At 70.0% G+C, this 23,844-nt stretch carries 21 protein-coding genes and 1 tRNA gene; 11 read left to right on the forward strand and 11 right to left on the reverse strand.

The window, feature by feature from the left end; translation table 11 throughout:
* Window positions 1-147 precede the first annotated feature (147 nt).
* Both DNK54_RS10680 and DNK54_RS10685 read left to right on the forward strand, forming a co-directional pair.
* Complete coding sequence (locus DNK54_RS10680; protein WP_110206928.1) at window positions 148-1,425, forward strand: sensor histidine kinase; 1,278 nt, start codon at window positions 148-150, stop codon at window positions 1,423-1,425.
* Window positions 1,410-2,075, forward strand: a complete 666-nt coding sequence (locus DNK54_RS10685; RefSeq protein WP_239460030.1) for a response regulator transcription factor — start codon at window positions 1,410-1,412, stop codon at window positions 2,073-2,075. Before DNK54_RS10680 ends, DNK54_RS10685 begins: the two co-directional genes overlap by 16 nt.
* Before the next feature lie 102 nt (window positions 2,076-2,177).
* Here the strand turns inward: DNK54_RS10685 and DNK54_RS10690 are convergent, their stop codons facing one another.
* Window positions 2,178-3,014, reverse strand: a complete 837-nt coding sequence (locus DNK54_RS10690; RefSeq protein WP_110206929.1) for a PhzF family phenazine biosynthesis protein — start codon at window positions 3,012-3,014, stop codon at window positions 2,178-2,180.
* Window positions 3,015-3,117: 103 nt separating this feature from the next.
* On the opposite strand from DNK54_RS10690, the gene DNK54_RS10695 reads away from it, so the two are divergent.
* On the forward strand, window positions 3,118-3,621 hold the full coding sequence (locus DNK54_RS10695) for a PGPGW domain-containing protein (RefSeq protein ID WP_110206930.1): 504 nt from the start codon (window positions 3,118-3,120) through the stop codon (window positions 3,619-3,621).
* 56 nt (window positions 3,622-3,677) lie between these two features.
* Window positions 3,678-4,874, forward strand: coding sequence for an MFS transporter (locus DNK54_RS10700; protein ID WP_204164516.1), 1,197 nt, complete (start codon window positions 3,678-3,680; stop codon window positions 4,872-4,874).
* 394 nt (window positions 4,875-5,268) lie between these two features.
* Here DNK54_RS10700 and DNK54_RS10705 read toward each other — a convergent pair whose 3' ends face one another.
* Together DNK54_RS10705 and DNK54_RS10710 are read right to left on the reverse strand one after the other, a co-directional pair.
* Window positions 5,269-6,336 carry an MBL fold metallo-hydrolase gene (locus tag DNK54_RS10705; RefSeq protein WP_110206931.1) on the reverse strand — a complete coding sequence of 356 codons (1,068 nt, stop codon included), beginning with the start codon at window positions 6,334-6,336 and terminating at the stop codon, window positions 5,269-5,271.
* Window positions 6,333-7,013 (reverse strand): nitroreductase, encoded by a 681-nt coding sequence (locus DNK54_RS10710; protein ID WP_110206932.1) that lies wholly within the window; start codon window positions 7,011-7,013, stop codon window positions 6,333-6,335. The genes DNK54_RS10705 and DNK54_RS10710 overlap by 4 nt, the downstream gene beginning before the upstream one ends.
* 164 nt (window positions 7,014-7,177) lie before the next feature.
* Between DNK54_RS10710 and DNK54_RS10715 the strand changes: the two genes are divergently transcribed.
* Together DNK54_RS10715 and DNK54_RS10720 are read left to right on the forward strand one after the other, a co-directional pair.
* On the forward strand, window positions 7,178-7,951 hold the full coding sequence (locus tag DNK54_RS10715) for an IclR family transcriptional regulator (protein WP_110206933.1): 774 nt from the start codon (window positions 7,178-7,180) through the stop codon (window positions 7,949-7,951).
* Between the two features lie 30 nt (window positions 7,952-7,981).
* Window positions 7,982-10,441 (forward strand): hypothetical protein, encoded by a 2,460-nt coding sequence (locus DNK54_RS10720; protein ID WP_162602400.1) that lies wholly within the window; start codon window positions 7,982-7,984, stop codon window positions 10,439-10,441.
* Between the two features lie 69 nt (window positions 10,442-10,510).
* Here DNK54_RS10720 and DNK54_RS10725 read toward each other — a convergent pair whose 3' ends face one another.
* Window positions 10,511-11,479, reverse strand: a complete 969-nt coding sequence (locus tag DNK54_RS10725) for an EamA family transporter (RefSeq protein ID WP_204164517.1) — start codon at window positions 11,477-11,479, stop codon at window positions 10,511-10,513.
* Window positions 11,480-11,698: 219 nt separating this feature from the next.
* On the opposite strand from DNK54_RS10725, the gene DNK54_RS10730 reads away from it, so the two are divergent.
* Window positions 11,699-14,968: a heterodisulfide reductase-related iron-sulfur binding cluster gene (locus DNK54_RS10730; protein ID WP_110206935.1), complete on the forward strand. Its 3,270-nt coding sequence runs from the start codon at window positions 11,699-11,701 to the stop codon at window positions 14,966-14,968.
* Window positions 14,969-15,184: 216 nt separating this feature from the next.
* Entirely contained in the window at window positions 15,185-15,547 is a 363-nt protein-coding gene (locus DNK54_RS10735) for a hypothetical protein (protein ID WP_110206936.1), read from the forward strand.
* A 101-nt stretch (window positions 15,548-15,648) separates the two neighbouring features.
* Here the strand turns inward: DNK54_RS10735 and DNK54_RS10740 are convergent, their stop codons facing one another.
* Window positions 15,649-16,170: a hypothetical protein gene (locus DNK54_RS10740; RefSeq protein WP_162602401.1), complete on the reverse strand. Its 522-nt coding sequence runs from the start codon at window positions 16,168-16,170 to the stop codon at window positions 15,649-15,651.
* A gap of 104 nt (window positions 16,171-16,274) precedes the next feature.
* Here DNK54_RS10740 and dcd point away from each other — a divergent pair, with 104 nt between their 5' ends.
* The 3 genes from dcd to DNK54_RS10755 all read left to right on the forward strand — a co-directional run bounded on the left by dcd (window position 16,275) and on the right by DNK54_RS10755 (window position 17,717).
* Complete coding sequence (dcd, locus tag DNK54_RS10745; RefSeq protein ID WP_110206938.1) at window positions 16,275-16,850, forward strand: dCTP deaminase; 576 nt, start codon at window positions 16,275-16,277, stop codon at window positions 16,848-16,850.
* Window positions 16,850-17,614 carry an SGNH/GDSL hydrolase family protein gene (locus DNK54_RS10750; protein WP_110206939.1) on the forward strand — a complete coding sequence of 255 codons (765 nt, stop codon included), beginning with the start codon at window positions 16,850-16,852 and terminating at the stop codon, window positions 17,612-17,614. The genes dcd and DNK54_RS10750 overlap by 1 nt, the downstream gene beginning before the upstream one ends.
* A gap of 27 nt (window positions 17,615-17,641) precedes the next feature.
* Window positions 17,642-17,717 (forward strand) — tRNA-Gly (locus DNK54_RS10755).
* A 56-nt stretch (window positions 17,718-17,773) separates the two neighbouring features.
* Here the strand turns inward: DNK54_RS10755 and DNK54_RS10760 are convergent.
* The 6 genes from DNK54_RS10760 to DNK54_RS10785 form a co-directional block, all read right to left on the reverse strand.
* Window positions 17,774-19,666, reverse strand: coding sequence for a hypothetical protein (locus tag DNK54_RS10760; protein WP_110206940.1), 1,893 nt, complete (start codon window positions 19,664-19,666; stop codon window positions 17,774-17,776).
* Window positions 19,667-19,820: 154 nt separating this feature from the next.
* Window positions 19,821-20,372: a hypothetical protein gene (locus DNK54_RS10765; RefSeq protein ID WP_110206941.1), complete on the reverse strand. Its 552-nt coding sequence runs from the start codon at window positions 20,370-20,372 to the stop codon at window positions 19,821-19,823.
* The gene (locus DNK54_RS21475; protein WP_239460042.1) at window positions 20,369-21,586 is read right to left on the reverse strand and encodes a helix-turn-helix transcriptional regulator; all 1,218 of its coding nucleotides are present in this window, start codon (window positions 21,584-21,586) and stop codon (window positions 20,369-20,371) included. The genes DNK54_RS10765 and DNK54_RS21475 overlap by 4 nt, the downstream gene beginning before the upstream one ends.
* 99 nt (window positions 21,587-21,685) lie before the next feature.
* Window positions 21,686-22,642 carry a siderophore-interacting protein gene (locus DNK54_RS10775; protein WP_110206943.1) on the reverse strand — a complete coding sequence of 319 codons (957 nt, stop codon included), beginning with the start codon at window positions 22,640-22,642 and terminating at the stop codon, window positions 21,686-21,688.
* Between the two features lie 76 nt (window positions 22,643-22,718).
* On the reverse strand, window positions 22,719-23,144 hold the full coding sequence (locus tag DNK54_RS10780) for a VOC family protein (protein WP_110206944.1): 426 nt from the start codon (window positions 23,142-23,144) through the stop codon (window positions 22,719-22,721).
* A gap of 99 nt (window positions 23,145-23,243) precedes the next feature.
* Window positions 23,244-23,792 (reverse strand): DUF4232 domain-containing protein, encoded by a 549-nt coding sequence (locus tag DNK54_RS10785; RefSeq protein WP_162602403.1) that lies wholly within the window; start codon window positions 23,790-23,792, stop codon window positions 23,244-23,246.
* Between the last annotated feature and the right edge of the window lie 52 nt (window positions 23,793-23,844).

Raw genomic sequence — 23,844 nt, forward strand, 5'->3', positions numbered from 1 at the left:
GCAGGTGAACGGACATGACTCCAGCACACCGGAACGCAAGCGGCGAGCGCGCTGGCGCCCACGCCCGTTCCCGGTAGCGTGCGCGCTACCCCAGCCGGGGCGCCTGGGCGACCGGAGCGAGGCCGGAGCGGCCCTAGGCTGGCCGGCATGGAGCGACCAGCCGACGCATGGGCAGCGATGCGCCAGCCACCGTGGCGCTTCCTGTGCTCGGGGTGGCCGCTCCGCTCCTGGCGCTACCTCGCCGGCTCCGCGCTCCTCGGCCTCGCCTTCCTGTGCAGCACGCTCCTCCTGCTGGCGACCGGCATGGTCACCGCGCCCATCCTGCTCGGCATCCCGCTGCTGCTCTCCCTACCGATGCTCCCGACGGCGCTGGCCCGGATCGAGCGGCGTCGGCTGGCCCGGATCCAGCCGGGTGCCGGCGTACTTCCGGAAGCGCGGCCACCGGCGACCGGTGGCCCTCTCACGCGGTGGCGGCAACGCCGCCGGGAGCTGCCTACGGCCCGGGAGCTGGGGTACGCCGTCCTGCTGGCTCTGCCCCTCTGGCTGGCCGATCTCGTCGTGGTTGCCAACACGCTGCTGTTTCTCGTGGTGCTGGCGGCCGCGCCAGCGTTGGCCTCTGCCGACGCGGTGGCGCTCGGCCCCTGGACGCTGACCTCAGCCTGGCAGGCGGTTCCCTTCACGCTGGTCGGCCTGCCCGTGCTCTGGCTCGTCGGCAGCTATCTGGTGACCGCTCTCGCCGGAGCCCAGGCCGCGCTCGCACGCCTGCTCCTCGCCTCCTCGGAGGAGGAGCTGGCTCGTCGCGTGAGCGAGCTCAACCGCTCCCGACTGCATCTGGTCGACGCGTTCGAGGTCGAGCGGCAGCGGATCGAGCGCGATCTCCACGACGGCGTCCAGCAGCGGCTCGTCGCGCTGTCCATGACCCTGGGCAGCGCCGACTACGAGCTTGAGGACGGCCCGGCACGTGACCTGGTGCGCGCTGCGCAGACCCAAGCAGAGGAGGCGCTCGCCGACCTGCGCGCGACGCTGCGCGGCATCCACCCGCGCGTCCTGGTCGACCGGGGGTTGGAGGCGGCCGTCCGCGAGATCGCGGACCGACTGCCCTTCCCCGTGGCCGTCGACCTGGCGACGGTCGAGCGCGCGACGGGGCCGGCGGAGGCGGCGGCGTACTTCGTGGTCAGCGAAGCGCTCACCAACGTGGTGCGCCACGCGGACGCTCAGCGGGCCCAGGTCGCGGGGACGAGAGCAGGTGGCTGGCTGGAGCTGGCGGTCAGCGACGACGGTCGCGGCGGCGCGGATCCCGCAGCCGGCAGCGGGCTGACCGGCCTCGCTCACCGGCTCGCGGCCCTGGGTGGCACGCTGACGGTGAGCAGCCCGCCGGGCGGGCCGACCGAGGTGAGGATGCGGTGCCCATGGCCGAGCAGATGAGGTCGCTGCGCGTGGTGGTGGCGGAGGACTTCGCGTTGCTGCGTGAGGGCTTGGTCGGGATCCTGGAGAGGGCCGGTCACGTGGTCGCCGCAGCCGTCGCCGATGCTGACGCTCTCGTCACCCTCACCCGCCACGAGCTTCCCGACCTGGTCATCACCGACGTGCGAATGCCGCCGGGCCACTCCGACGAGGGACTCCGGGCCGCGGCCGCCATCCGTGAGACGCATCCGGAGATCGCGATCCTGGTGCTGAGTCAGTACGTCGCCGACGCCTATCTCGACACGCTGCTGGAGGCACCGGGCACCGCGGGCACGGGCTACCTGCTCAAGGAGCGCGTGGGACATGTCCGGGAGTTCCTGGACTCCGTCTATCGCGTGGCCCGGGGCGGGCTGGTGGTCGACCCCGAAGTGGTGCGGCAGCTCCTTGCCCGGCGTCGCGACGACGGGCCGCTCGCGACCCTGACCGACCGGGAGCGGGAAGTGCTCTCCCTCATGGCGGAGGGGCGCACGAACGCCTCCATCGCCGACGAGCTCGTCGTCAGCGAGGCCGCCGTGCGCAAGCACATCGGCAACATCTACGCCGCCCTCGACCTCGACCCCGACAGCGATCGACGGGTCTCCGCCGTCCTCACCTGGCTCCGCCGCCGCTGACCGAGCCGTCGAAACGCCAGGATCAGCGCGTTGAAACGCCAGGATTCGTGCGTCGAGACGCCAAGTTCGACGATCAGCGCCAGACGGCTCCGGCGCGGGACCTCAGAGCGCGAGTGAGCCGGAGATGAGGGTCCGGCATTCGCCGCCCACCCACTGCTCACCGTCAGCGTCCGTGTCGATGTGCACCCGTCCGTCGCGCCCGAGGGCGGTCCCCTGCCGGGCGACGTACGACGCGGGGGCGACGCCGGAACGGATCAGCCAGCGGGCGAAGCCGGCATTGAGCGAGCCAGTCACGGGATCCTCGTCCACCCCGATCGACGAGGCGAACGCGCGCACCTCGAAGTCGGCTGGCCCGCCGGGAGCATGCGGCCCGATCACACCGATCTTGAGGTCGCCCATCAGCGCCGGGTCCGGCCGGATGGCCAAGACGTCGTCGGCACTGCGCAGCCGGAGCCCGAGCCAACCCGGACCGTTGTCGAGCCACCAGGCGTCGACAGCCGCCTCCTCGGGCAGGCCGAGGGAGGCAATCGCGCGGGCACGATCACGGTCCTCGACCGGGCCCTCGCGCAGGAAGTCGGGAGCCTGGAACGCCAACCGGTCCCCCGTACGCCGCAGCGTCACGTTGCCGATGCCGCACTCCTGCACCAGCGCATCGCCGGCTACGGCACCGCCCAACGCCAGCCAGGCGTGCGCACTGCCCAAGGTCGGATGCCCGGCGAAGGGCAGCTCTCCGCCGGGCGTGAAGATCCGCAGCCGGTAGTCGGCGGCGGGGTCCCGCGGCGGCAGCAGGAACGTCGTCTCAGAGAGGTTCGTCCAGCGCGCGAACGCTGCCATCTCGGCATCGTCGAGCCCCTCCGCGTCGTGCACGACGGCGACGGGGTTACCGGTGAGCGGGCCGGGGGCGAAGACGTCCACTTGGGAGAAGTCGTAGCTGCGCATGGTCCGATCCTGCACCCTGCGCGGTGACGGACACCGACCGAGCCTCCCAGCTGCCGCGACCGGACGGGTTTGCGTGTCGACGGAGTCTGGAAGAGTGGACCCCATGATCGCCACCACCAAACGCATCCTCCTCGAGATCACCGGCTGGGTGCTGGTGATCGCGGGCGTGGCGGCGCTGGTCCTTCCCGGGCCCGGGCTGCTGATGATCTTCGGCGGCATGGCGATCCTCTCCCAGCAGTACGAGTGGGCAGAGCGCCGACTGGCTCCGATCAAGTACCGCGCTCTCAAAGGCGCCGCCGAGGGCGTGGAGACCTGGCCGCGCATCGTGATGTCCTCGACGCTCGCACTCGGCCTGATCGCCTGCGGCGTGCTGTGGATCGCCGGCCCGGAGGCACCCGACTGGTGGTGGTTCGACGACAAGTGGTGGTTGCCGGGCGGCATCGTCACCGGCATCACCCAGATCGTCTCCGGCATCGTGGCGCTGGTGCTGATCGTCTACTCCTACCGCCGCTTCCACGACAAGCCGGAGGCGGTCGCTGAGATCGAGGCCGAGATCAAGGAGGCAGACGAGGACTTCCGAGAGGCGATGCACCACTTGCGCGATTGATCTCAATTTTCGAGACGCCGCGTCTTGAATATCGGACGCCGTGATTCACTGGCCGCATGCTGCACCCGAGCAACCGCCGCCGTTGGGCGATGCTCGGCGCCAGCACGCTGGCACAGGGAGCGGCCGCCGTCAGCATCCACGGCGCCGCCTTCCTCATCCCGGCGCTGCGCGCTGACGGCCTCTCCCTGACCGAGGCCAGCACCGTCGCAGCGGCGCCCACACTGGGCGTGATGCTGATGCTGGTGCCCTGGGGCCTGATCACCGACCGCTACGGCGAACGATTGGCGCTCCTGGCCGGGCTGACCAGCACCGCAGCCGCCGGCTGCGTCGCGATGGCGGTGCACCATCCCGTCACGCTGGCCGTTGCTCTCTTCGCCGCCGGAGCGTGCGCCGCCAGCACCGCGGCCGCCAGCGGCAGGGTCGTCGTCGGCTGGTTCCCGCCCGAACGGCGCGGACTCGCCATGGGCATCCGACAGACCGCACAGCCCCTCGGAGTCGGAGTCGCGGCGATCAGCCTCGCCGTCGTCGCCGAGCGGTACGGCGTCACCCGAGCGCTCGGCGTACCCGTGCTGGCGGCGGCGCTCGCCGCCACGGTCGTGGCCCTCGTGGTCACCGATCCTCCTCGTCCGCCGCGGACGGCTGCCACGTCGGCCAACCCCTACCGGCGTGACGACTACCTGCTGCGCATCCACGCGGTCTCCGTGCTGCTGGTCGTCCCGCAGTTCCTGGTCTGGACCTTCGCCCTGGTGTGGCTGGTCGAGGACCGGCACTGGTCGGCGGCCGCCGCCGGCGGTCTCGTCGCCGCCATGCAGCTCGCCGGGGCCGCCGGCCGGATCACCGCGGGGCACCTCTCCGACCGCGTCGGCAGCAGGATGCGTCCGCTGCGATGGATCACTGTGGTGGCTGCCGGAGTGATGGTCGCGCTCGGCGCCACCGCCGCACTCGACTGGCCGGTCGCCGTACTCCTGCTCGTGCTGGCCACCGTCATCACGGTCGCCGACAACGGGCTGGCCTTCACCGCTGTCGCCGAGCGCGCCGGCGCCTACTGGTCCGGCCGGGCACTCGGCATCCAGAACACCAGCCAGTACCTCGCCGCCTCCGCCGTGCCTCCGGTCGCCGCGTGGGCGATCACGCAGACCTCCTACGCCACGGCGTTCGCGCTGGCCGCCCTCTTCCCCGCGCTCGCCGTCGCCCTGGTGCCACTCGCCGGCGAACGCGCCAACCCTGCCGACGACTCCCCACAACCCCGTTGACTACGCGCAAATGAAGCGTCGAGTACGCGCGAATGGTGCGTTGAGTGCGCGCGAATGGTGCGTTGAGTGCGCGCGCATGGTGCGTTGAGTACGCGCGAATGGTGCGTCGAGCAGCGCAAGTGGACAGCGCCAGCGACGTGGCAGTCACTCCATCGCGTACGGAGTCGGCAGTTGCCGGCGACCACGTGGAGCTGCGACTCACCGTCGTGCCTCACACGGCCCTTGGGGCGTCGCGCACCTAGGTGGGATCACGCGCAAACGCTCAGCGCAGGACTCGGACAGGGCAGAGCGCTCGGAAAGCGCCCCGCTACTTTCGCGCACTCAACGCATCGTTCGCGCGCACTCAACGCATCATTCGCGCGTACTCGACGTGTCGTTCGCGCGCACTCGGCCGCTAGGGGGTGGGAGTGAAGACGATCCCGTCCGGGTTGTCCACCTGGGTGGCGAGGCCGCGGGCGACCAGCACCTCGAGGTGGGCCTTGGTCTCCATCGCGGCCATCCCCTGACTGAACATGTCGAGCTCGGAGAAGCTGCGTTCGTGCCGCGTCCACCCGAGGTCCTTGGCGACCACCAGCGAGGTCGCCGAGCCACGCTCCAGCAGGGACTTCAGACAGAGATCGAGACGCTCCTCGTGGTGCGCCAGGAGCTCGTCGACCCGTGCATAGGCGGACGGCGCCACCGGCCCGTGAGCCGGCAGCACGCGGAGGTCGGGAAGCGAGCGCACCTTCGCCAGCGACGCCATGAACTGGCTGAGCGGCTGGTCGGCCGGCGGCACCGTGAAGCCGATCGAGGGCGTGATCGTCGGAAGCACGTGGTCACCGGAGAAGAGCACCCCTTCGGAGCGGTCGGCGTAGACGTAGTGCCCCGGCGTGTGCCCCGGCGTGTGCACGGCGTCGAGCGTCCTGGTTCCGACCTCGAAGGTCCGGTCCCTCTCGATCCACAGGTCCGGCAGCGCCCACTGCACCGGATCCGGCAGCTCGCCGTCGCTGCCGGCCGCCCATGCCTCGGCGATCTCCTGAGCGCCCGCGGTCCGCAGGACAGCAGCGAAGGGACTCTCGGTCAGCTCGTCGACATTGAGCAGCAGTTCGAGCGCCGGTCGCTCTTCGACACCCAGCGCGACCTCGGCGCCGAACTCGGCGCCGAGCACCGCCGCCATCGTGTAGTGGTCGCGGTGCACGTGCGTGACCAGGAAGCGCCTGATGTCGCCGAACCCGGAGCCGATCGAGCGGAGCGACCGATCGAGGATCTCGCGGGCGACCGGGATCGACCACCCACCGTCGACGAGCGTCAGGCCGTCATCGCTCTCGATCACATAGACGTTGACTGCCTTCAGCGCGTCCATCGGCAGCGGCAACGGCACCCGGTAGATCCCGTCGGCGACCTTCCAGGCGCCCTCGTCGGCCCAGTGCCGCCCGGAGTCCGGAGAGATCGCGTGGCCGGTCGCCACCCCGCCCTTGCTCATCGGCCCTCACCCGCCACGTCGGAGACGAAGGTGACCGCGTCGGTCACCTCGGCCCGCTCCGTGCGGAAAGAGTTCGCCGGATGCTCCGGGTCGGCGTACCCGAGGGAGACGCCGCAGACCACCTGACGATCCTCGGGCAGGCCGAGGAACTCCCTGAGGTGACTGGAGTAGAAGGCCAGCGCAGCCTGCGGAACCGTCGCCAAGCCAGCGTCGTGCGCCGCATTGACGAGGTTGGCGACATAGCCGCCGCAGTCGATCGCGCCGTACACGCCGAGATCGCGGTCGGTCGTGATGATCGCGGCGTGCGGAGCGCCGAAGAAGGAGAAGTTCTTCAGAATCTGCAGGTCACGAGCCGGGCGGTCCGAACGCTCGATGCCGAGGCTGGCGTAGAGCGCGTAGCCGGCGGTACGCCGCCGCTCGTCGTAGGCACCGTGGTAGCCGGCGGGGATCGGGAAGTCGGTGTCGAGCGGCGCAGAGGTGGCGGCCTCGGTAAGCACCTTCGCCAACTGCGCGAGCGCCTCGCCGCTGACCAGGTGGGTGTGCCACGGCTGGGTGTTGCACCACGACGGGGTCCGCTGAGCCAGCGTCAGCACGGAGCGCAGCGTCTCCTCCGGCACCGGGTCGGGCCGGAACCCACGACAGCTCCAGCGCTCCTTGAGCACGGTCTCGAGTTCCATGTCGCCCTCCTGGACAGTGAGTTGTTGCAGATTCCCAGTATGGCGACCGCCCGGCGACGACGGCGCACCACTCCCGGTCGACAGGCGGAGCAGGAACCACACCGTGGCACCACGAGCCGCCGAGCGCGAGGCGCTGCCACGTCCTCCACGTGAGAAAGTGAGTCATGAGCCAGGTCCCGGCCGCCACCCGCGCCCTTCGCGTGCTGCGCTACCTGGCGACCCAGCCCGGGCCGGTGCCGCTGGAGCGGATCGCCCGCGATTGCGACCTGCCTCGCTCCTCGGCCTACCACCTCCTCAACGTGATGGCCGCCGAAGGCTTCGTCAGCCATCTCCCGGACGAGAGGCGCTACGGGCTCGGCGTGGCCGCCTTCGAGGTCGGCTCCGGCTACAGCCGCCAGGAGCCGCTGGCCCGGATCGCCCGCCGCCCCTTGGCCGAGCTGGTCGACCGCACCGGCCACAACGCCCACCTCGCGGTGCTGCACGGGCGTGACGTCCTCTACGTCCTGGAGGAGCGCGCACCCGGTCGCCCGCCGCTGGTCACCGATGTCGGCGTCCGCCTTCCTGCTCATCTGACCGCGAGCGGTCGGGCGATCCTGGCCGGGCTCCCCGCCGCGCAGGTGCGGGCACTGCATCCGGACCGAGCCAGCTTCGTCGACCGTCACGGCGCCGGGCCTACCAGCCTGAGTGCACTGCGGACCCTGCTGAGCGAGACGCGCCAGCGCGGCCACGCGGCCGAGGACGGCGAGGTGACTCCCGGCTTCGCCAGTGTCGCGGCAGCCGTGGTCGACCACAACGGCTATCCGGTGGCGGGGGTGGCACTCACCTTCCCCAGCCCGGCCGCCGAGCTCCGCTTCGCCGACGAGGTACGCCGCACCGCGCGTCTCATATCCGGTCGCGTCTCTGGACGGATCGGGTCATCTGACCCAGAATCAGCGTGACCCAGGTCTCCCCTACTCGTTGAGGCAACCATGAGAAGCAGTTCTTCGGTTCGACTCGTGCTCACCTCGACTGTCGCAGTCGCCCTCGTCGGCGCCGCAGTCGTCCTTCCTGACTTCTCCTTCAGCCGCACCGAGTCGGTGCGGTCGCTCTATCAGGCGACCAGCGAGCAGTCGATCGCCCTGGCCCTGGCCGACGACGGCCACAACCACCGCCACGACGATCCGACGACCAAGAACACGATCACTCGTGCCGGCCTCGAGCCCGGCACGGAGGACCCGACGACCGCCGTGCAGGCGCGTCGCAACACCAACTACGTCGCCTCCCAGCGCAAGCTCCCGGACCCGAAGCTCAAGCGCGTCGACCTGCAGCCGGCCCGGCGCAAGGTGCCGCAGAACCGCTACGCCGTCGCCGGCGGCTGCTACTCGGTGGCCGGCACGCCGGTCTGGTTCCAGCCGACCGACCTGGGCGTCAACCTCCTCTACTCCAAGCAGCGCACCTTCCTCACCGGCGGCAAGGGCACCGCGAACTGGGCCGCGCAACCGTCCACCGCCGGCGAGTGGGTGACCCGCACCGTTGGCAAGAAGTTCACCTTCCAGCTCGGCGACGGCAGCTGGCTGACCAAGGCCGGCCCCGGGTTCGCGACCGGCTCGACCCCGACCAAGTTCAAGCTGCGGCGCACCAAGGGCTGCGCGGCGTACCCGGAGGCGCAGGTCAACGTCACCGGCAACCCGCACGCCGGCATCACCGACTTCCAGGAGGTCCGGGGGTACGTCGACCCGCACGTGCACGGCATGGCCTTCGAGTTCCTCGGCGGCAACATCCACTGCGGAAAGCCCTGGGACAAGTACGGCGCGCCGTACGCCCTGCAGGACTGCAAGGATCACAAGCTCACCGACGGCAAGGGCGCGCTCCTGGAGTCGGTGCTCTCCGGCAAGATGAGCCACGACCCGGCGGGCTGGCCCAAGCTCACCGACTGGCCGGCACCGGAGTCGCTCACCCACGAGGGCACCTACTACAAGTGGCTGGAGCGCTCTTGGCGCGGCGGGCAGCGCGTCTTCGTCAACCTGCTCGTCGAGAACGGCAAGCTCTGCCAGATCTATCCGTCGAAGCGCAACTCCTGCGACGACATGGACTCCGCGCGTCTCCAGGCCCAGCGGATGCGCCAGATGGAGCGCTACATCGACGCGCAGTACGGCGGGCCGGGCAAGGGTTGGTACCGCATCGTCACCGACCCGTTCCAGGCGCGGAAGGTGATCAACCAGGGCAAGCTCGCCGTGATCATGGGTATCGAGGTGAGCATCCCCTTCGGCTGCACCATGAAGCTCGACATCCCGCAGTGCAACAAGGCATCCATCACCCGGCAGCTCAATGAGCTGCACAAGATCGGCGTGCGTCAGTGGGAGCTGGTGAACAAGTTCGACAACGCGCTTGCCGGCGTCGCCGGTGACGAGGGCGCGGTCGGCCCCCTGGTCAACGTGGCGAACTTCTTGGAGACCGGCTCGTTCTGGGCGATGAAGCACTGCGAGCCGAGCGACGGCGAGTCCGCCGACAAGACGCAGCTGGCGTTCCCCGACATCGCCGGCTCGCAGCAGGACGCACTCTTCGGCGCGGTCGCCGACATCGCCTTCGGCCTGAAGCTGCCGATCGCGCTGCCGATCTATGGACGGCCGATGCACTGCAACCGGCGCGGCCTGACCGACCTGGGCGAGTACGTCCTCGAGCTGCTGCGTGACAAGCACAGCCTGATCGACCCCGACCACATGAGCGTCAAGGCGCGACAGTCGACCCTCGACCTGATGGACGAGTGGAAGTACTCCGGCGTCGTCTCCAGCCACTCGTGGTCCACCCCCGACGCCTACCCGCGGATCTACAAGCTCGGCGGCTTCATCGCCCCGATGGCCGGCGACTCCACCGGCTTCGTGCAGAAGTGGAAGCGGCACCTCGGCTGGGCTGACAAGCGCTACTACTTCGGCTTCGGCTACGGCGCCGACATCAACGGCCTGGCCCAGCAGGGCATGCCGCGCGGCGCCGACGCCAAGAACAAGGTGACCTACCCGATCCGCGGCCTCAACGGCGTGAAGATCAACAAGCAGCGCAGCGGCGAGCGGGTGTACGACGTCAACGTCGACGGCGTCGCGCACTACGGCCTCTACCCCGACTGGATCCAAGACCTGGTCAACCTCGGCGGCGGCCAGGCGATCCAGAAGGACCTGGGCCGCGGGGCGGAGGCCTACCTGCAGACCTGGGAGCGCGCCTACGGCCTCCGCGCCGACTCCTGCCGCAACGCCAACCTCCGCAAGAGCGTGGCGAAGGTGGGCAAGCTGGTGAAGCGCGGCATGACCACCCGCAAGGTGATGAAGAAGGTCGGCCAGCCCTACCAGCGCTTGGGCAACGCCTACGTGCTCTGCGCCTGGCACGGCGGCAAGTCGGTGAAGATGAAGGTCACCTTCACCAACAAGGGCAAGGTCTCCGCCGTACGCCGCGCCTGACCAGCGGTCGAGACCCGGCGGTCGGGCCTGCGCCGTCCTGATCCTGTGGAAGGGTCGAGACCCAGCGGCTCAGGGCTCGACCGGAGCGGGTTCGTCGGGCCTCTCCACCCGCGGTCGCTCAACGCTGATCACCACGGCGACGGCGACCACGATCAGGAGGCCGCCGACGAGCATCGCGCCGGTCACCACCTCGTCGAGGATGAGAGCGCCCAGCGCGACAGCCACCACCGGGTTGACGTAGGCATACGTCGCCACCAGCGAGATCGGCGCATTGGCGAGCAGCCACACGTAGGCGGTGTAGCCGACCATCGACCCGAAGACCACGAGGTAGACCCAGGCGACCCAGGCCTGCGTGGGGTGGCCCGTGAACCCGGCACGCTCACCGCGCAGGAAGCCGAACAGCAGCAGGATCACGCCACCGGTCCACATCTCGTGCACCGTCGCGACCAGCGGATCCGTCGGCATGGTGAGGCGCGGCTGGTACCACGACCCGAAGGCCCAGAAGGTCGCCGCCATGAGCACCAGCAACGTCGCCACCAACGGCACCCGGTTCTGCTCGGAGGAGTTGCTGGTGAGCACCAGGAACGCGACCCCGACCAGGCCGATCAGCACCCCCAGCACCGACCAACGGCCCGGACGATCGCCGGTTGCCGCACGGAAGACCATGATGGTCAACGGCGCCGTCGCCACGAGCAGCGCGGTCAGCCCCGACGGCGCCCCCTTGCTCTCACCCAGGGCGACCACACCGTTCCCCAGCACCGGCAGCATCAGTCCCAGGAACCCACAGCCAAGCAGCTCCGCGCGGCTGACACGAAGCGCCCCGAAGCCCTTGCGCAGCCCCAACACCAGCGCCAGCAGTGCAGCCGCGCAGAGGAACCGCGCGCCCATCCCGAGCATCGGCGGGACGTCTTCCACCACCACACGGATGCCCAGGTACGTCGAGCCCCAGATCACATAGACGAGAAGCAGCGCGACCGCGATCGCCGCGACCGAGGCGGTACGTCGCGGGGCAGTCGTCGGCTCGATAGTGGCGGTCACCGGCCCATTCTGGTGGTCACGAGATCCTGCCGCACGGCGTTTTCCGGCCAGCTTGCGTCGATCCCCCGCCGAAGTCGTGATGCCGACTTCCCCGGCCGCAGCAGAGGAAAAGTTACCAGTCGGTAAGATAGAGGTCACCCTTGCCTTACCTGACGGCTGACCGTTGGCCGGAATAGGCTCGGTCGACGTATGTCTCCACCAGGCTCAGGAGCTTGATCCATGCAGACCATTGCCATCGTGGTGTCGCTCGCCGTCAGCGTTGTGGCGATCGCCCTGACCGTCCGCGCCGTGCGGGCGATGCTGGCGACGATCCGGGTCGGCCAGGCGGCCACCGGTCGCGCCGACCAGCCGGGCGCGCGCACGCTGACCATGCTGAAGGAAACCGTGCTGCACACACGGATGCTGCAATGGACGTGGGTCGGTGCGCTGCACTGGTTCGCGTTCGCGGCATTCATCGTGCTGTCGACAGCGGTCGGCGCGGCCTTCTTCCAGCTCTTCGATCCCGAGTGGACGATCCCGATCATCGGCAAGTGGGCCGTCTACGAGTGGATCGCCGAACTCCTCGGCCTCTTCGGCACCCTGGCGATCATTCCGCTGATCGTCTACCGGCTCCAGCACCGCCCCGACTCCGAGGGACGTCGCAGCCGCTTCTTCGGCTCCACCATGTGGCAGGCGTACTTCGTCGAGGCGATGGTGCTGCTGGAGAGCTCCGCGATCCTCTTCATCCGGGGCGCGGAGTACAACCTTGCGCAGGCGCACGGCGGGGAGCACGCCGAGCACGCCACCGGCGCCCACTTCCCGGTGTCCCAGGTCTTCGGCAACCTGTACCCGACCGGCCACGGCTCGATCGGCACGCTGGAGAACATCATCTTCTTCATCGCGATGGTCAAGATCGTCTCCGCGATGGTCTGGCTGATCGTCATCAGCACCAACCTGACCATGGGCGTTGCCTGGCACCGCTTCACCGCCTGGTTCAACATCTGGTTCAAGCGCGAGTCCACCCCGCGCACCTCGCTCGACGCGACTCCGCTCACCACGGCGCTGGGTGCGTTGAAGCCGCTGACCTCGGCCGGCAAGCCGATCACGCTCGACGACATCGACGACCTCGACGAGGACTCCACCCTCGGCGTCGGCTCGATCCAGGACTTCTCCTGGAAGGGCATCCTCGACTTCACCACCTGCACCGAGTGCGGTCGCTGCCAGTCGCAGTGCCCGGCCTGGAACACCGAGAAGCCGCTCTCCCCGAAGCTGCTGATGATGGGCCTTCGCGAGCACGCCTACGCGACCGTGGGCGGCGAAGAGTCCGCCACCGCCCGCACCTCGCTGATCGGCTCCGGCGCTGGCGACGAGGCGCAGGGCGCCGGCACCGAGGTCTACGACTGGTTCTACAACCCCGAGGGCGCGGACTACGTCATCGACGAGGACGTCCTGTGGAGCTGCACCTCGTGCGGTGCCTGCGTGCAGCAGTGCCCGGTCGATATCGAGCACGTCGACCACATCGTCGACATGCGTCGCTACCAGGTGCTGGTCGAGTCCAACTTCCCGGCCGAGCTCAACGGGCTCTTCAAGGGCCTGGAGAACAAGGGCAACCCGTGGAACATGTCGGCGAACGCCCGCATGGACTGGGCGAAGGACCTCCCCTTCGACGTGAAGGTCGTCGGGGAGGACCTGGAGTCGCTCGAGTCCGTCGACTGGCTCTTCTGGGTCGGCTGCGCCGGTGCCTACGAGGACCGCGCCAAGAAGACGACCCGCGCGGTGGCCGAGCTGCTCGACATGGCCGGGGTGAGCTTCGGCGTACTGGGCAACGGGGAGACCTGCACCGGCGACCCGGCTCGCCGGGCCGGCAACGAGTTCGTCTTCCAGGGCCTGGCCGCACAGAACGTCGAGACCTTCAAGGAGTACAAGGTCAAGAAGGTCGTCTCGACCTGTGCGCACTGCTTCAACACCCTGAAGAACGAGTACAAGGACTTCGGCATCGAGCTCGAGGTCGTGCACCACACGCAGCTGCTCAACCGCCTTGTGCGCGAAGGCAAGCTGACCCCGATCAAGACCGGCGAGGGTGCGCACAAGCGCTCGATCACCTACCACGACCCCTGCTACATCGGTCGCCACAACGGTGTCTACTCGCCGCCGCGCGAGCTGCTGCAGGTGCTGCCCGGGGCTGAGTTCCACGAGATGGAGCGCAACTCGGAGCGCTCGTTCTGCTGCGGCGCCGGTGGCGCGCGCATGTGGATGGAGGAGACGCTCGGCGAGCGGATCAACGTCAACCGCACCAAGGAGGCCGTGGGCACCGGTGCCGACCAGATCGCCGTCGGCTGCCCCTTCTGCCGGGTGATGCTGGCCGACGGCCTCACCGCCGAGCAGGCTGCCGGCAACGCCCGCGAAGAGGTCGAGGTGCTCGACGTCGCGCAGATGCTGCTCGCCTCGGTCAAGGGCGAGGTCGCCACCAAGTTCAAGCCCGGTCAGTCCGCCGCCCCGGTCGCCAAGTCCGGTTCGGTCGCCACCAAGGCGGAGCCGGAGGCCGGCGACGTCACACTCACCGACGAGACCGTCGCCAAGCCGGCCGACGTCGGGCCGAACGCCAAGGCCAGCGGGGGAAGCTCGCTCTTCGATGCCCCTGCGGAGGAGGCACCCGCAGCGTCGACCAAGCAGGCAGGCGGTTCGCTCTTCGACGAGGGCTCGTCGGGCGGCTCGCTCTTCGACGAGGCTCCGGCGAAGCAGGAGGGCGGGTCTCTCTTCGATACGCCCGCACCCGCGGAGGAGAAGCCCGCAAGCGGCTCGCTCTTCGACCTCGGCGCTCCTGAGGAGACGGCTCCGGCCGCCACCCCCGAGCCGGAGGCGAAGGCCGCACCTGCCGCGGCACCGAGCCCGGACCTCGGTTCCGGTGGATCGCTCTTCGACATCGCCGCGCCCGCCGAAGCGCCGGCGGCCGAGAAGCCCGCCGAGGCGCCCGCAACCAAGGCGAAGCCCGTCGAGAGCAAGCCTGCCGCGTCGAAGCCTGCCGAACCGGTCGCCGACCTGGGCAGCGGCTCGCTCTTCGACATCGCTGCACCTGCACCCGAGCCGGTTGGGCCGGCCGAGTCGGCCACCGAGGTCGCGGTCGAGCCAGAGGCTGAAGAGTCGACCCCAGCCGAAGCCGCGACTTCGGAGGTCGCCACTCCTGCGGCTCCCGCAGCCGTGCCGGCTGCCGAGGTGCCCGATCTCAGCGCCGGCGGCTCGCTCTTCGACATTGTGGCGCCCGAGCCGACCGCACCCGCGGCCCACCCGGCCGCGGCGGCCGAGCCCGAGGTCCCGGAGGAGACTCCGGCAGCAGCTGGGTCCGAGACCGAGCCCGAGACCGAGACGAAGGTCGCTGAGCCCGAGGCGGAGGTCGCTGAGCCCGAGGCTGAGACCGAGCCCGAGGCGGAGGCGCCGAAGGCAGCACCCGGGCCGGAGAACACCCCGAAGCAGGCCGACATCAACCAGGCCGGCTCGTTGTTCGACCTCTGACCCGTCGCGTCTGACAGCGCCGCTCTTCGGTGCCACCTGGTGGCATCAGGAGCGGCGCTGTTGCGTGTGGCCTCCCGCACAACACCTGCTGGTCTCCCCGATATGAGGGAGATCTGCATCCCTGGTCTGCACCAGTGATGTGACACAGCCCATGATGCGTGACATCCGGCGGTCGCCGTCGTTGAAGCAGCAGCGAAGCACCCGGGAGGAGCAGTCATGGAGTTGATCGGCATCGAGATGAGCGAGTTCACTCGCCGCGCCCGCTCGATCCTGCTCAACCACTCCGACCTGGCTCTCGACCGCGGCCTGGAGCCCGGGGAGCGGGTCGTCCTGTGGGACGCCCTCTCCGGCGACTACCACTCCGGCACGGTTGCCGACATCGACTTCAGCCTCGAGGACACCCACTACCGCTTCGAGATCGGCATCCGTCTCCCCGAGGATCTCGCCCTCGACCGGATCACCGGCATGCCCTCCTCCTCCAGGGGTCTCGGCACCCGCGAGGTCTTCGCACTGCTCCAGCAGCTCCGCGCCGACGCCCCCGGCCTGGTCCACCTCCACAACCAGGCCCTCGAGCGCTAGACCGCCCCACCTGCCGGGGAAATTGCTTGCCTGGCGTGTGTAGCTACGGCCTACAAGCATCGGTTTCCCCGCCCGGGCGGGGAAACTGACCGAGGGAAGGGTCAGTCGCGAGTATCGGGCTTGACCCGGGCGGCGAGGAAGGCCTGAGTCAGGTGGCGCACCTCGTTGATGTCGCTGGATCCCTGGGTCACCCGCACCACGCCGTCGCGGACCTTGGTCGCGCAGGTGGGCTGCGGAGCTCGTACGCAGCGCATCCCGTCCGTCACCTGCTCGCCACCGTCGAGCGCCGCGTCGAGGCGCTGGTGCGGCAGCCACTCGACGACGACGGTCGGCAGGCCGTCGCCGCGGCGGTCGTAGTGGGCGACGATGGTCCGGTTGCGTGCCTCGGGAGCGCGGTCGGGCTTCGTCAGCGCCATCCCGTCGACGGCATCGGGGAATCCGAAGCGCACCTCGTTCCCCCGCTCCGCGCCGACACGGCTCAGAAGGAAGAGGACGATCAGGAAGATCACGATCGCGACGCCGAGCAGGATCCAGCGCCGCCGCGTGTCGACGCCGGGTCCGGTCACGACGACCTCGTGGCCAATGTGCGCGGTCCCGCGGGAGTCAGGTGGCGGCGTACTCACCGCACCAATCTAATCGACCGGCCCTCACGTGACGCTGCCACTCCGCGCCCGGCGGCGCAGAGGCTGATCGCTCACCACGTCACCGGGACCACTAGGCTGCCAGAATGCTGCTCTCCGACCGCGACATCCTCGCCGAGATCGAGGCCCAACGGATCGCCATCGAGCCCTACGACCCTGCCATGGTGCAGCCGTCCAGCATCGACTTCCGGCTGGATCGCTTCTTCCGGGTCTTCGAGAACCACCGCTATCCGCACATCGACCCCGCGGCCGACCAGTCCGACCTGACCCGCATGGTGGAGCCGATGGGCGACGAGCCCTTCATCCTGCACCCGGGCGAGTTCGTGCTCGGCTCCACCTACGAGGTCGTGACCCTGCCCGACGACATCGCTGCGCGGGTGGAGGGCAAGTCCTCCCTGGGCCGACTCGGCCTCCTCACGCATGCCACGGCGGGATTCGTCGACCCCGGCTTCAGCGGCCACGTGACGCTCGAGCTCGCCAACGTCGCCACCCTGCCGATCAAGCTCTACCCAGGCATGAAGGTCGGACAGCTCTGCTTCTTCCGGCTCTCGTCGCCGGCGCAGCACCCCTACGGCTCGGAGAAGTACGGCTCCCGCTACCAGGGCCAGCGCGGCCCCACGCCGTCGCGCTCCTTCCAGAACTTCCACCGGACCGAGATCTGATGGTGTCGTTCCAGCGCTACGTGGCCCTGGGCGACTCCTTCACCGAGGGCGTCGGTGACCCCGACCCCCGCCACCCGAACGGGCTGCGCGGCTGGGCGGACCGGGTCGCGGAGCAGCTCGCCAGGCACCACCCCGACTTCCGGTACGCCAACCTGGCGATCCGCGGACGCAAGCTGCCCGCGATCCTCGAGGAGCAGATCGAGCCGGCGCTGGCGATGCAGCCCGACCTGGTCACCATCTACGCCGGCGGCAACGACATGCTCCGACCCAAGGTCGACCTCGACGGTGCCGTGGCGGCGTACGACGAAGCCCTCGGCCGACTCGCCGGGACCGGAGCGCGACTGCTGGTGTGGACTGCGTTCGATGCGGGTCCCCATGGGATCTTCGGCTCGCTGCGCGGCCGGTTCGCCCTCTACAACGAGCTCGTCCGCGAGTCAGCCGACCGGTACGGCGCCACGGTCGTCGACTTCTGGCGCATGCGGGAGTACCGCGACTGGCGCTACTGGGACACCGACCGCCTGCACATGGGTCCGGCCGGCCACCAACGGATGGCCCAGCACGTGCTGGAGACGCTCGGGATCCCGCACGCCATCGACGATCCGCTCCTCCCCCCGTTGCCGCTGCGCACGGCCCGCGAGCAGCGCCGCGAGAATCTCGACTGGGCCCGCACCTCCGCTCTCCCCTGGGTGCACCGTCGCCTGACCGGTCGTTCCTCCGGCGACACGGTCACCCCCAAACGGCCCACGTTGGCGCCGATCGAGTAGCATCTCACCGACCGCTTTCGTGGTCGTGCGGACGTAGCTCAGTTGGTAGAGCGTCAGCTTCCCAAGCTGAATGTCGCGAGTTCGAACCTCGTCGTCCGCTCCACAACGACGAGGCCCTGACTGATGACAGTCAGGGCCTCGTCGCATCTCAGGCATCCGTCAGGCGGCGCCGAGCATGGTCACCTTCACCGTGATCGGCTTCTTCCCTCCGTTACCGACGACGACGAACTTCTTCTTCACACGCTTGGCGACCACGTAGCGAGTCGTGGTGCCCTTGCCGACGGTGAAGGCAGGAGCGCCGTCGACAGCGATCTTGACCACGCCCTTGGCCTTGACGACGGTGACGGCGACCAGCACCTTCGTCGCCTTCGTCGACACGCCCTTGGTGGCGGTGAATCGGGCCGAGCTCTTCTTCGCGACCTTCTTCGTCCCGAGGCTCACGGGCTTCCCGCGCGGGGGACAGCCCGTCAGGCTGCCGATCACCCCGGTCACGCTCACCCGAGTGGCGGTGTACGTCGCAACCTGGCCTGAAGGGCGTACGCAGGCGAAGCTGCCGATGATCTTCTGGCCGGTGACGACGGCGCGCTCCTTGTCCGGCGCACCGCCGCCGGAGACCTGCAACGTGCCACCCAACCGGACCGGCTGATCCTCGGTCCGCAGCTGCCGACCGGCCGCAACCGAGAGCACGCCCGTCGTCCTCAGGTCCACACGCACGACCTTCGGATCCGCGCCCGCTCCGGCCGCAACGGTGAGCGTGCCGTCGTTCGTCAGACGCGCCGGCGCGAGGCAGCAGTCGCCGTTGCCCCACGTCGTCCGCGGCTCAAGACGCAACGAGCCGCCACGGGCGATCACGGTCCTCGTCCTGGCCTGGGTGACGAACGCCGACCCGGCAGCCAGCTCGGCCTCGCCCTCGACCCGGAGCACTCCCTGGTAGCCGGGCAGATCGGCCTTCCACGCCTCCAGACGTGACGGCACCCCACCCCCCAGACGCAGGCGGGTCGCGGCGCCGGTGGTGAGGTCGGCATGGATGACGGCGCCCTGGCTTCCACTACCGGCAGGGGCGGAGACGTCCAGCGTCCCGGGTCCGTCGAAGCCACCGACGCCGGTCAGCTTGGCGGCCGGGCCGAGATGGATGCGGGTCCCGTCTGCCAGCTCGCCCATGCCTTCCATGAGGATCCCGCCCGGCACCCGCTCCTGAGCCGGGTTCGTCACGACCGCGGCGGTCGCGGTGAAGTCGAGCGTCCCTCCCCCGATGTAGCGGGCACCGTCGCCGAGTCTCACCGGCCCCACCGTCGAGACGAGCGTCGCGTCCGGGACGATGCGGGTCGTGCCGTGGAGACCGAGCTCGGCCGCACGGACGGTCGTCGTCCCGGTGCCCACGTGGAGCGTGCCGTCGATGACGACGCGCGCCGGGTCGACGCAGCAGTTCGTGCCCGCGACCAGGTTGGTGCCCTCGGTTCGCAGCTCGCCGCCGGGGGCGACGTAGATGCCGTCCTCGTCACCCTGCGCGTCGGGCGTCGTGGTCAGGCGCTGATCGTCCGCCGTCCCGATGTCGTCGAGCAGGAGGCTGCCGGTCACCTTCAGCATGCCCACCCGGCCGGCGAGGTAGGCCAGGCTCTTCACCTGCCCGGCGGCCAGCCGACCGGTGCCGGCGACTTCGATCGGGATGCCGATCTGCCCGCCGGTCCAGTCGAACGAGCCGGTGACACGCAGAGGGGCTCCCTGCAGGTAGACGTTGCCGGTCGTGCTGCCACGCACGACGAACGAGTCCAGGACCATGCCCTCCGGCACCGTGAGCGTCGTCGCGCCTTGGAAGGGTGCCTGCTCCAGGACCACGCTGTCGCCTGGGCCCGGCACCCCCTGCGGGGACCAATTCTTGGCGTTGTCCCAACTCCTGTGGTCCGAGCCGGGAATCGAGTTGCCGGCATCGTCCCACCCCTGGTTCCAGATGTAGGTCGTCGCGGCCGTGGCTGACGACGTGGGAACGATGGTGGCCGATGCTGCTGACACGGTCAGTGCCATGGCAGCGGTCAGAGTGCGCAGGGCGCCCATGCAGGTGTCCTCTCCAGTGACCGTCGTTGCGATGGCCACAGCAAGGCCGGCGGACCGGAGGGACAGACGCAGCACTCCGGCTGCCCTGGCACGCCTCTGGGGCCGGCTCGGTCTTCGTCACACAGACGCTAGGACGCCGCCCAGCGACCCCACATCAGGGAAATGCGACACCGCGGCCCGGCTGGTCCGGGCCTGGCACCGGGACTTCTGCCAACTGCGTGCCGTACGCCGCGGCCAGCGCCACGTTGCCGTCGACAGCGAAGAGCTCACGCAGCAGCGCGAGCCGGCGCTCCACGGAGCGGCGGGAGAGGAAGAGCCGCTCCGCGAGGGTGCCGATCTGCTCTCCGGCCCGCAGGCCGTCGAGGAGAGCATGCTGCTCGGCGGTCAGAACCGGTGTCCTTCTCACCCCGACCCGGTGATCCAGCTCGCCGAGGTGGCGCAGGTCGTCGCAGAGTCGATCGTTGACGTCTCGACCGGCACCGGCCAGGACCACCAAGCCGTGCCCCGCTACCCCGGCAAGGACCGCACGCGCCGCCCCAGCCGAGTCGCTGACCACAGCGCTGCACACCACGCCGGAGCAGCCCGTGACCGGAAACGCCGCGTGGTCGCAGAGTCCCGAGCTCACCGGCCAGCCCACCGCCCGCACCTGGTGGACGGCGTGCACCCACTCCTCGTCGCGACCTTCGACGACGATCAGGGGCCTCACCGGTCGGCTCCGGCGAGGAGCGCAGCCTGCCTCCGGTTACCCGCGCCCAGCTTGCGGCGCGCGGAGGCGAGGTGGGTCTCGACGGTCCGTACGGAGAGGCCGAGCCGATTTGCGATCGCCCGGTCGGTGAGACCTTCGCCCACCAACGCCACCACGTCGAGCTCACGCGCTGTGAGACCGCCGGCTCCCGCCCCGGTCGCAGCGTCGAGAGCCGAGGCGCCAGCCGCGTCGTCTCCAGCCTCGGCGCCAGTGCTCAAGACCGCGACCGCCGCCCGAAGCTCGCGAAGCCGATCGTCGCCTGCCGTCGGGGTCGGGCCGCCCGACGGCCCGAGCACCGCCGCCAACGCCGCGCGCAGGCCGCGTCGTCGAGCCGGGTCGATCCGCTCGACGATCGCGTCGAGCAGCAGGGCGTGGCGTGCAACCACGCGGCCGTCGCCGACCTCGACGAGCTCGCTCGCCTGCAGCTCCGTGACGCCGGCCACGAGCTCGATAGGCAGCTCGCCCCCGGCCAGCGCCAGGAGCGTCATCGACTGCCGTGCCAGCTGAGGTAGCGGCCGGAGCCGTGCCAGGAGCCCCAGGACGACGCTCGCCACCCGTTCCTCTCCCGCTGCCAGCTCCACCAGCAGCATCGGGTTCCCTGCAGCCCGGTGGAGCAGCGCGGCCGCCGCGTTCGGCGGCGTGCCGGGCGCGCGGCTGTCGAGCAAGGTGAGCGCATCAGCGGTCTCCAGCGGCCGGAGGAGCACCTCGGTCGCATCCATCCGGCGTACGAGCGCGAGCGCCGGTTCGCTCCCTGTGTCACCGCTGCGCACGGAGAGCACCAGGCGCACGCGACCCGCCAGGAGCTCCAGCACTGCGAGGGTCCCCGGGTCCGCCCACTGCAGGTCCTCGACCGCCAGCACCCCGTCAGCCACGTGAGCGGCGACGGCAGCGGCGACGTGCGCCGGCTCGCGCACCCAGGCGCCGGACGGCAGACCCGCCGCGACGGCACGCCGCAGGGCGAGGTAGGAGATCTGGGAGACGGTGGCGAGGGCACCGCCGAGATGTCCGCGGCCCTCGCCGGCCTCGGCGAGCAGCCGGTGGACCAGAGCGGTCTTGCCGATACCTGGCTCGCCGATCACGGCGCCAACGCCTCCGGGCTCGTCGATGCTGCGGACCAGCTGCGCGAACTCCGCGCGCCGCCCCACCAGCCCCGACCCCGGAGCGCCGCCTCTCATCTCCACCCCCGTGACGTCCTGCCCCGACAGTAGCCTCGACAGCCAGCGCAGCGGACGCGCGCGGCACCTTCGGGTCAGCGCTCCGCCGAGGGGCAGGCGTCAGGAGCGCATGGCCACGCCCTCGCGCCAGTAGCCCATGAAGGCCACCTGGCTGCGGTCCACCTCCAGCTCGTTGACGAGCACACGACGCAGCGCCGTGACCACCTTCGACTCGCCCGCGATCCAGGCGTAGAGCCCGGCCAGATCGTGGCCCACCAGGCGGGTGGCAGCGATCTCCTCCCCCGACGACGACCAGGTGGGCGTCTCCCACAGGTCGGGGTCGACGGCGTCGTCGGCGACAGTCGCGACCTCGCCCACGACCTCCGCCAGCCCGAAGTGATCACGCACAGCGACGGTCAGTCGGTCGCCGTGCGGCTGGCCGTTACGCGGTAGCCAGATCACCTCGACCCCGGCTGGAGCGACCAGGTGCAAGATGTCTGCGCTCACCGGCACCTCGAGGAAGGCGGTGCCGATGGCATTGGCCGGGAGCTGCTCGAGGATCGCGGAGACAGCAGGGACGGCGGTCTCGTCGCCCACCAGCAGCAGCGAGCGAGCGGTGCCCGGCAGGAACTCGATCCCACCGAAGTCGTAGCCGCGCCGCGGCGCGACGATCGCCAGCCGGTCGCCCACCTTCGCCGCTGCGGCCCAACGTGCGGCCGGGCCGCTGGCACCAGGCGCCAAGTGCAGCACGAAGTCCACCACGAGCCGGGTCTGCTCGCCCTCGCCGATCACCTTCCGGGCCGTGTAGGTGCGCATGTGCCCGCGCTCCTCGTCGGGAAGTGCGGACCACGCGGCGTACCAGTTCTCGTGATCGTCGCTCTCCAGCGGCGGCAGCACTCCGGCGTCATTGGGGAAGATCAGCTTGATCCGCTGGTCCATGAGCGGCCCGTCCACACCGAAGTCGGCCAACGCGGGACCGCCGAGCTCGATCCTCACGAACGTCGGGCTCAGCAACTCGACGCGGGTCACCTCGACGACGTCGAGGATGCGGGGCGGAGTCACGAGGGTCGTGGTCATGGAAGGATCCCTTCTGAATTGACCAAGGGGAGCCTAACCTAAATACGATCCCGGTGGGGACCCTGCCCGTCGATCGTCAGGCGACCTCCCCCGCGATGTTGATCATCCAGTGCTGCCCGTAGCGGTCGGCGCACATGCCGAACCAGTCACCCCACGGCGCCTTCTCCAGCGGCACGTGCATCTGGCCGCCCTCGCAGAGTCGTGCGAACCGGGTCCGCAGCAGCTCCTCGTCCTCCGGACCGCCGCTCAACGCGATCTGCGCGACCTCGATGATCTGCTCCTGATGCGACGGCGGTACGTCGGCCCCCATCAGCGTCAGTCCGTCGCCGGTGGTGAGCTGACCGTGCATGACCCAGGCACTGTGCTCCTCCGGCAGGCCCATGCCGCCCATGTCGGCGTAGGTCATCGTGCTGACGTCGCCGCCGAAGACCTCCTGGTAGAAGGCCAGCGCCTCACGCGCGGCGCCGCGGAAGTTCAGGTACGGGTTCAACGTGGTGGTCATACGTCCTCCTCGGTAGTGGTTCGGTTGTCATGGAGACCATCGCGGTGCCGGGAAATCATCGCGCGGACGACCGACACTGGTGCTCGACCAGCGCATCGGTCAGCGCCGGTAGGGCTTGTTGTAGAGCAGCTGCACGTGGGCGTTCGCACACCCCGTTGTCCGGTAGCGGGCGAAGGCGGCGTGCGTCTCGCCGGGCAGATACACCCGGAAGCCGTCGACCTTCGTCGGGCCACACGTACGCCGCGGGTAGTTGCCCGCCTCCACCATCTGCACCCGCGCCCGGGCCCGCTGCCCCGGAGCCAACGTGACCGTCCGGACCTTCGCCCGGGTCCGCTGCGCCGCGGCGCCCACCTGCGTGCCGTCGCCGTAGCCGACATAGGAGATGCCGCCGTACCCATGGGTCGTGCACGTCTGCCTCGACACGTTCTTCACCCGGACGTGGCCGTAGATCGATCCGGCGGCACCCTGGCCGGCGCGGAAGGAGATCTTCGTCATCGCCGCCGTACAGGCGGGCGGCGACGCCGCGGACGGCGTCCTTGCGCTCGCCGCCGCGAGCGTCGGGGTCGGCAGACCCACCACCATGAGCGCGGCGAGCACGGCGCCGAGTCCGCGCAGACGCGTTCGCCTGGGGATGCGCGTGATGTGCATGGTCTCTCCTCTCGTGTCGACCCCGCCGAGAACCGACGGGGACTTCCAGGAC

It is taken from the genome of Nocardioides daejeonensis (assembly GCF_003194585.1).
GTDB classification, from domain to species: domain Bacteria; phylum Actinomycetota; class Actinomycetes; order Propionibacteriales; family Nocardioidaceae; genus Nocardioides; species Nocardioides daejeonensis.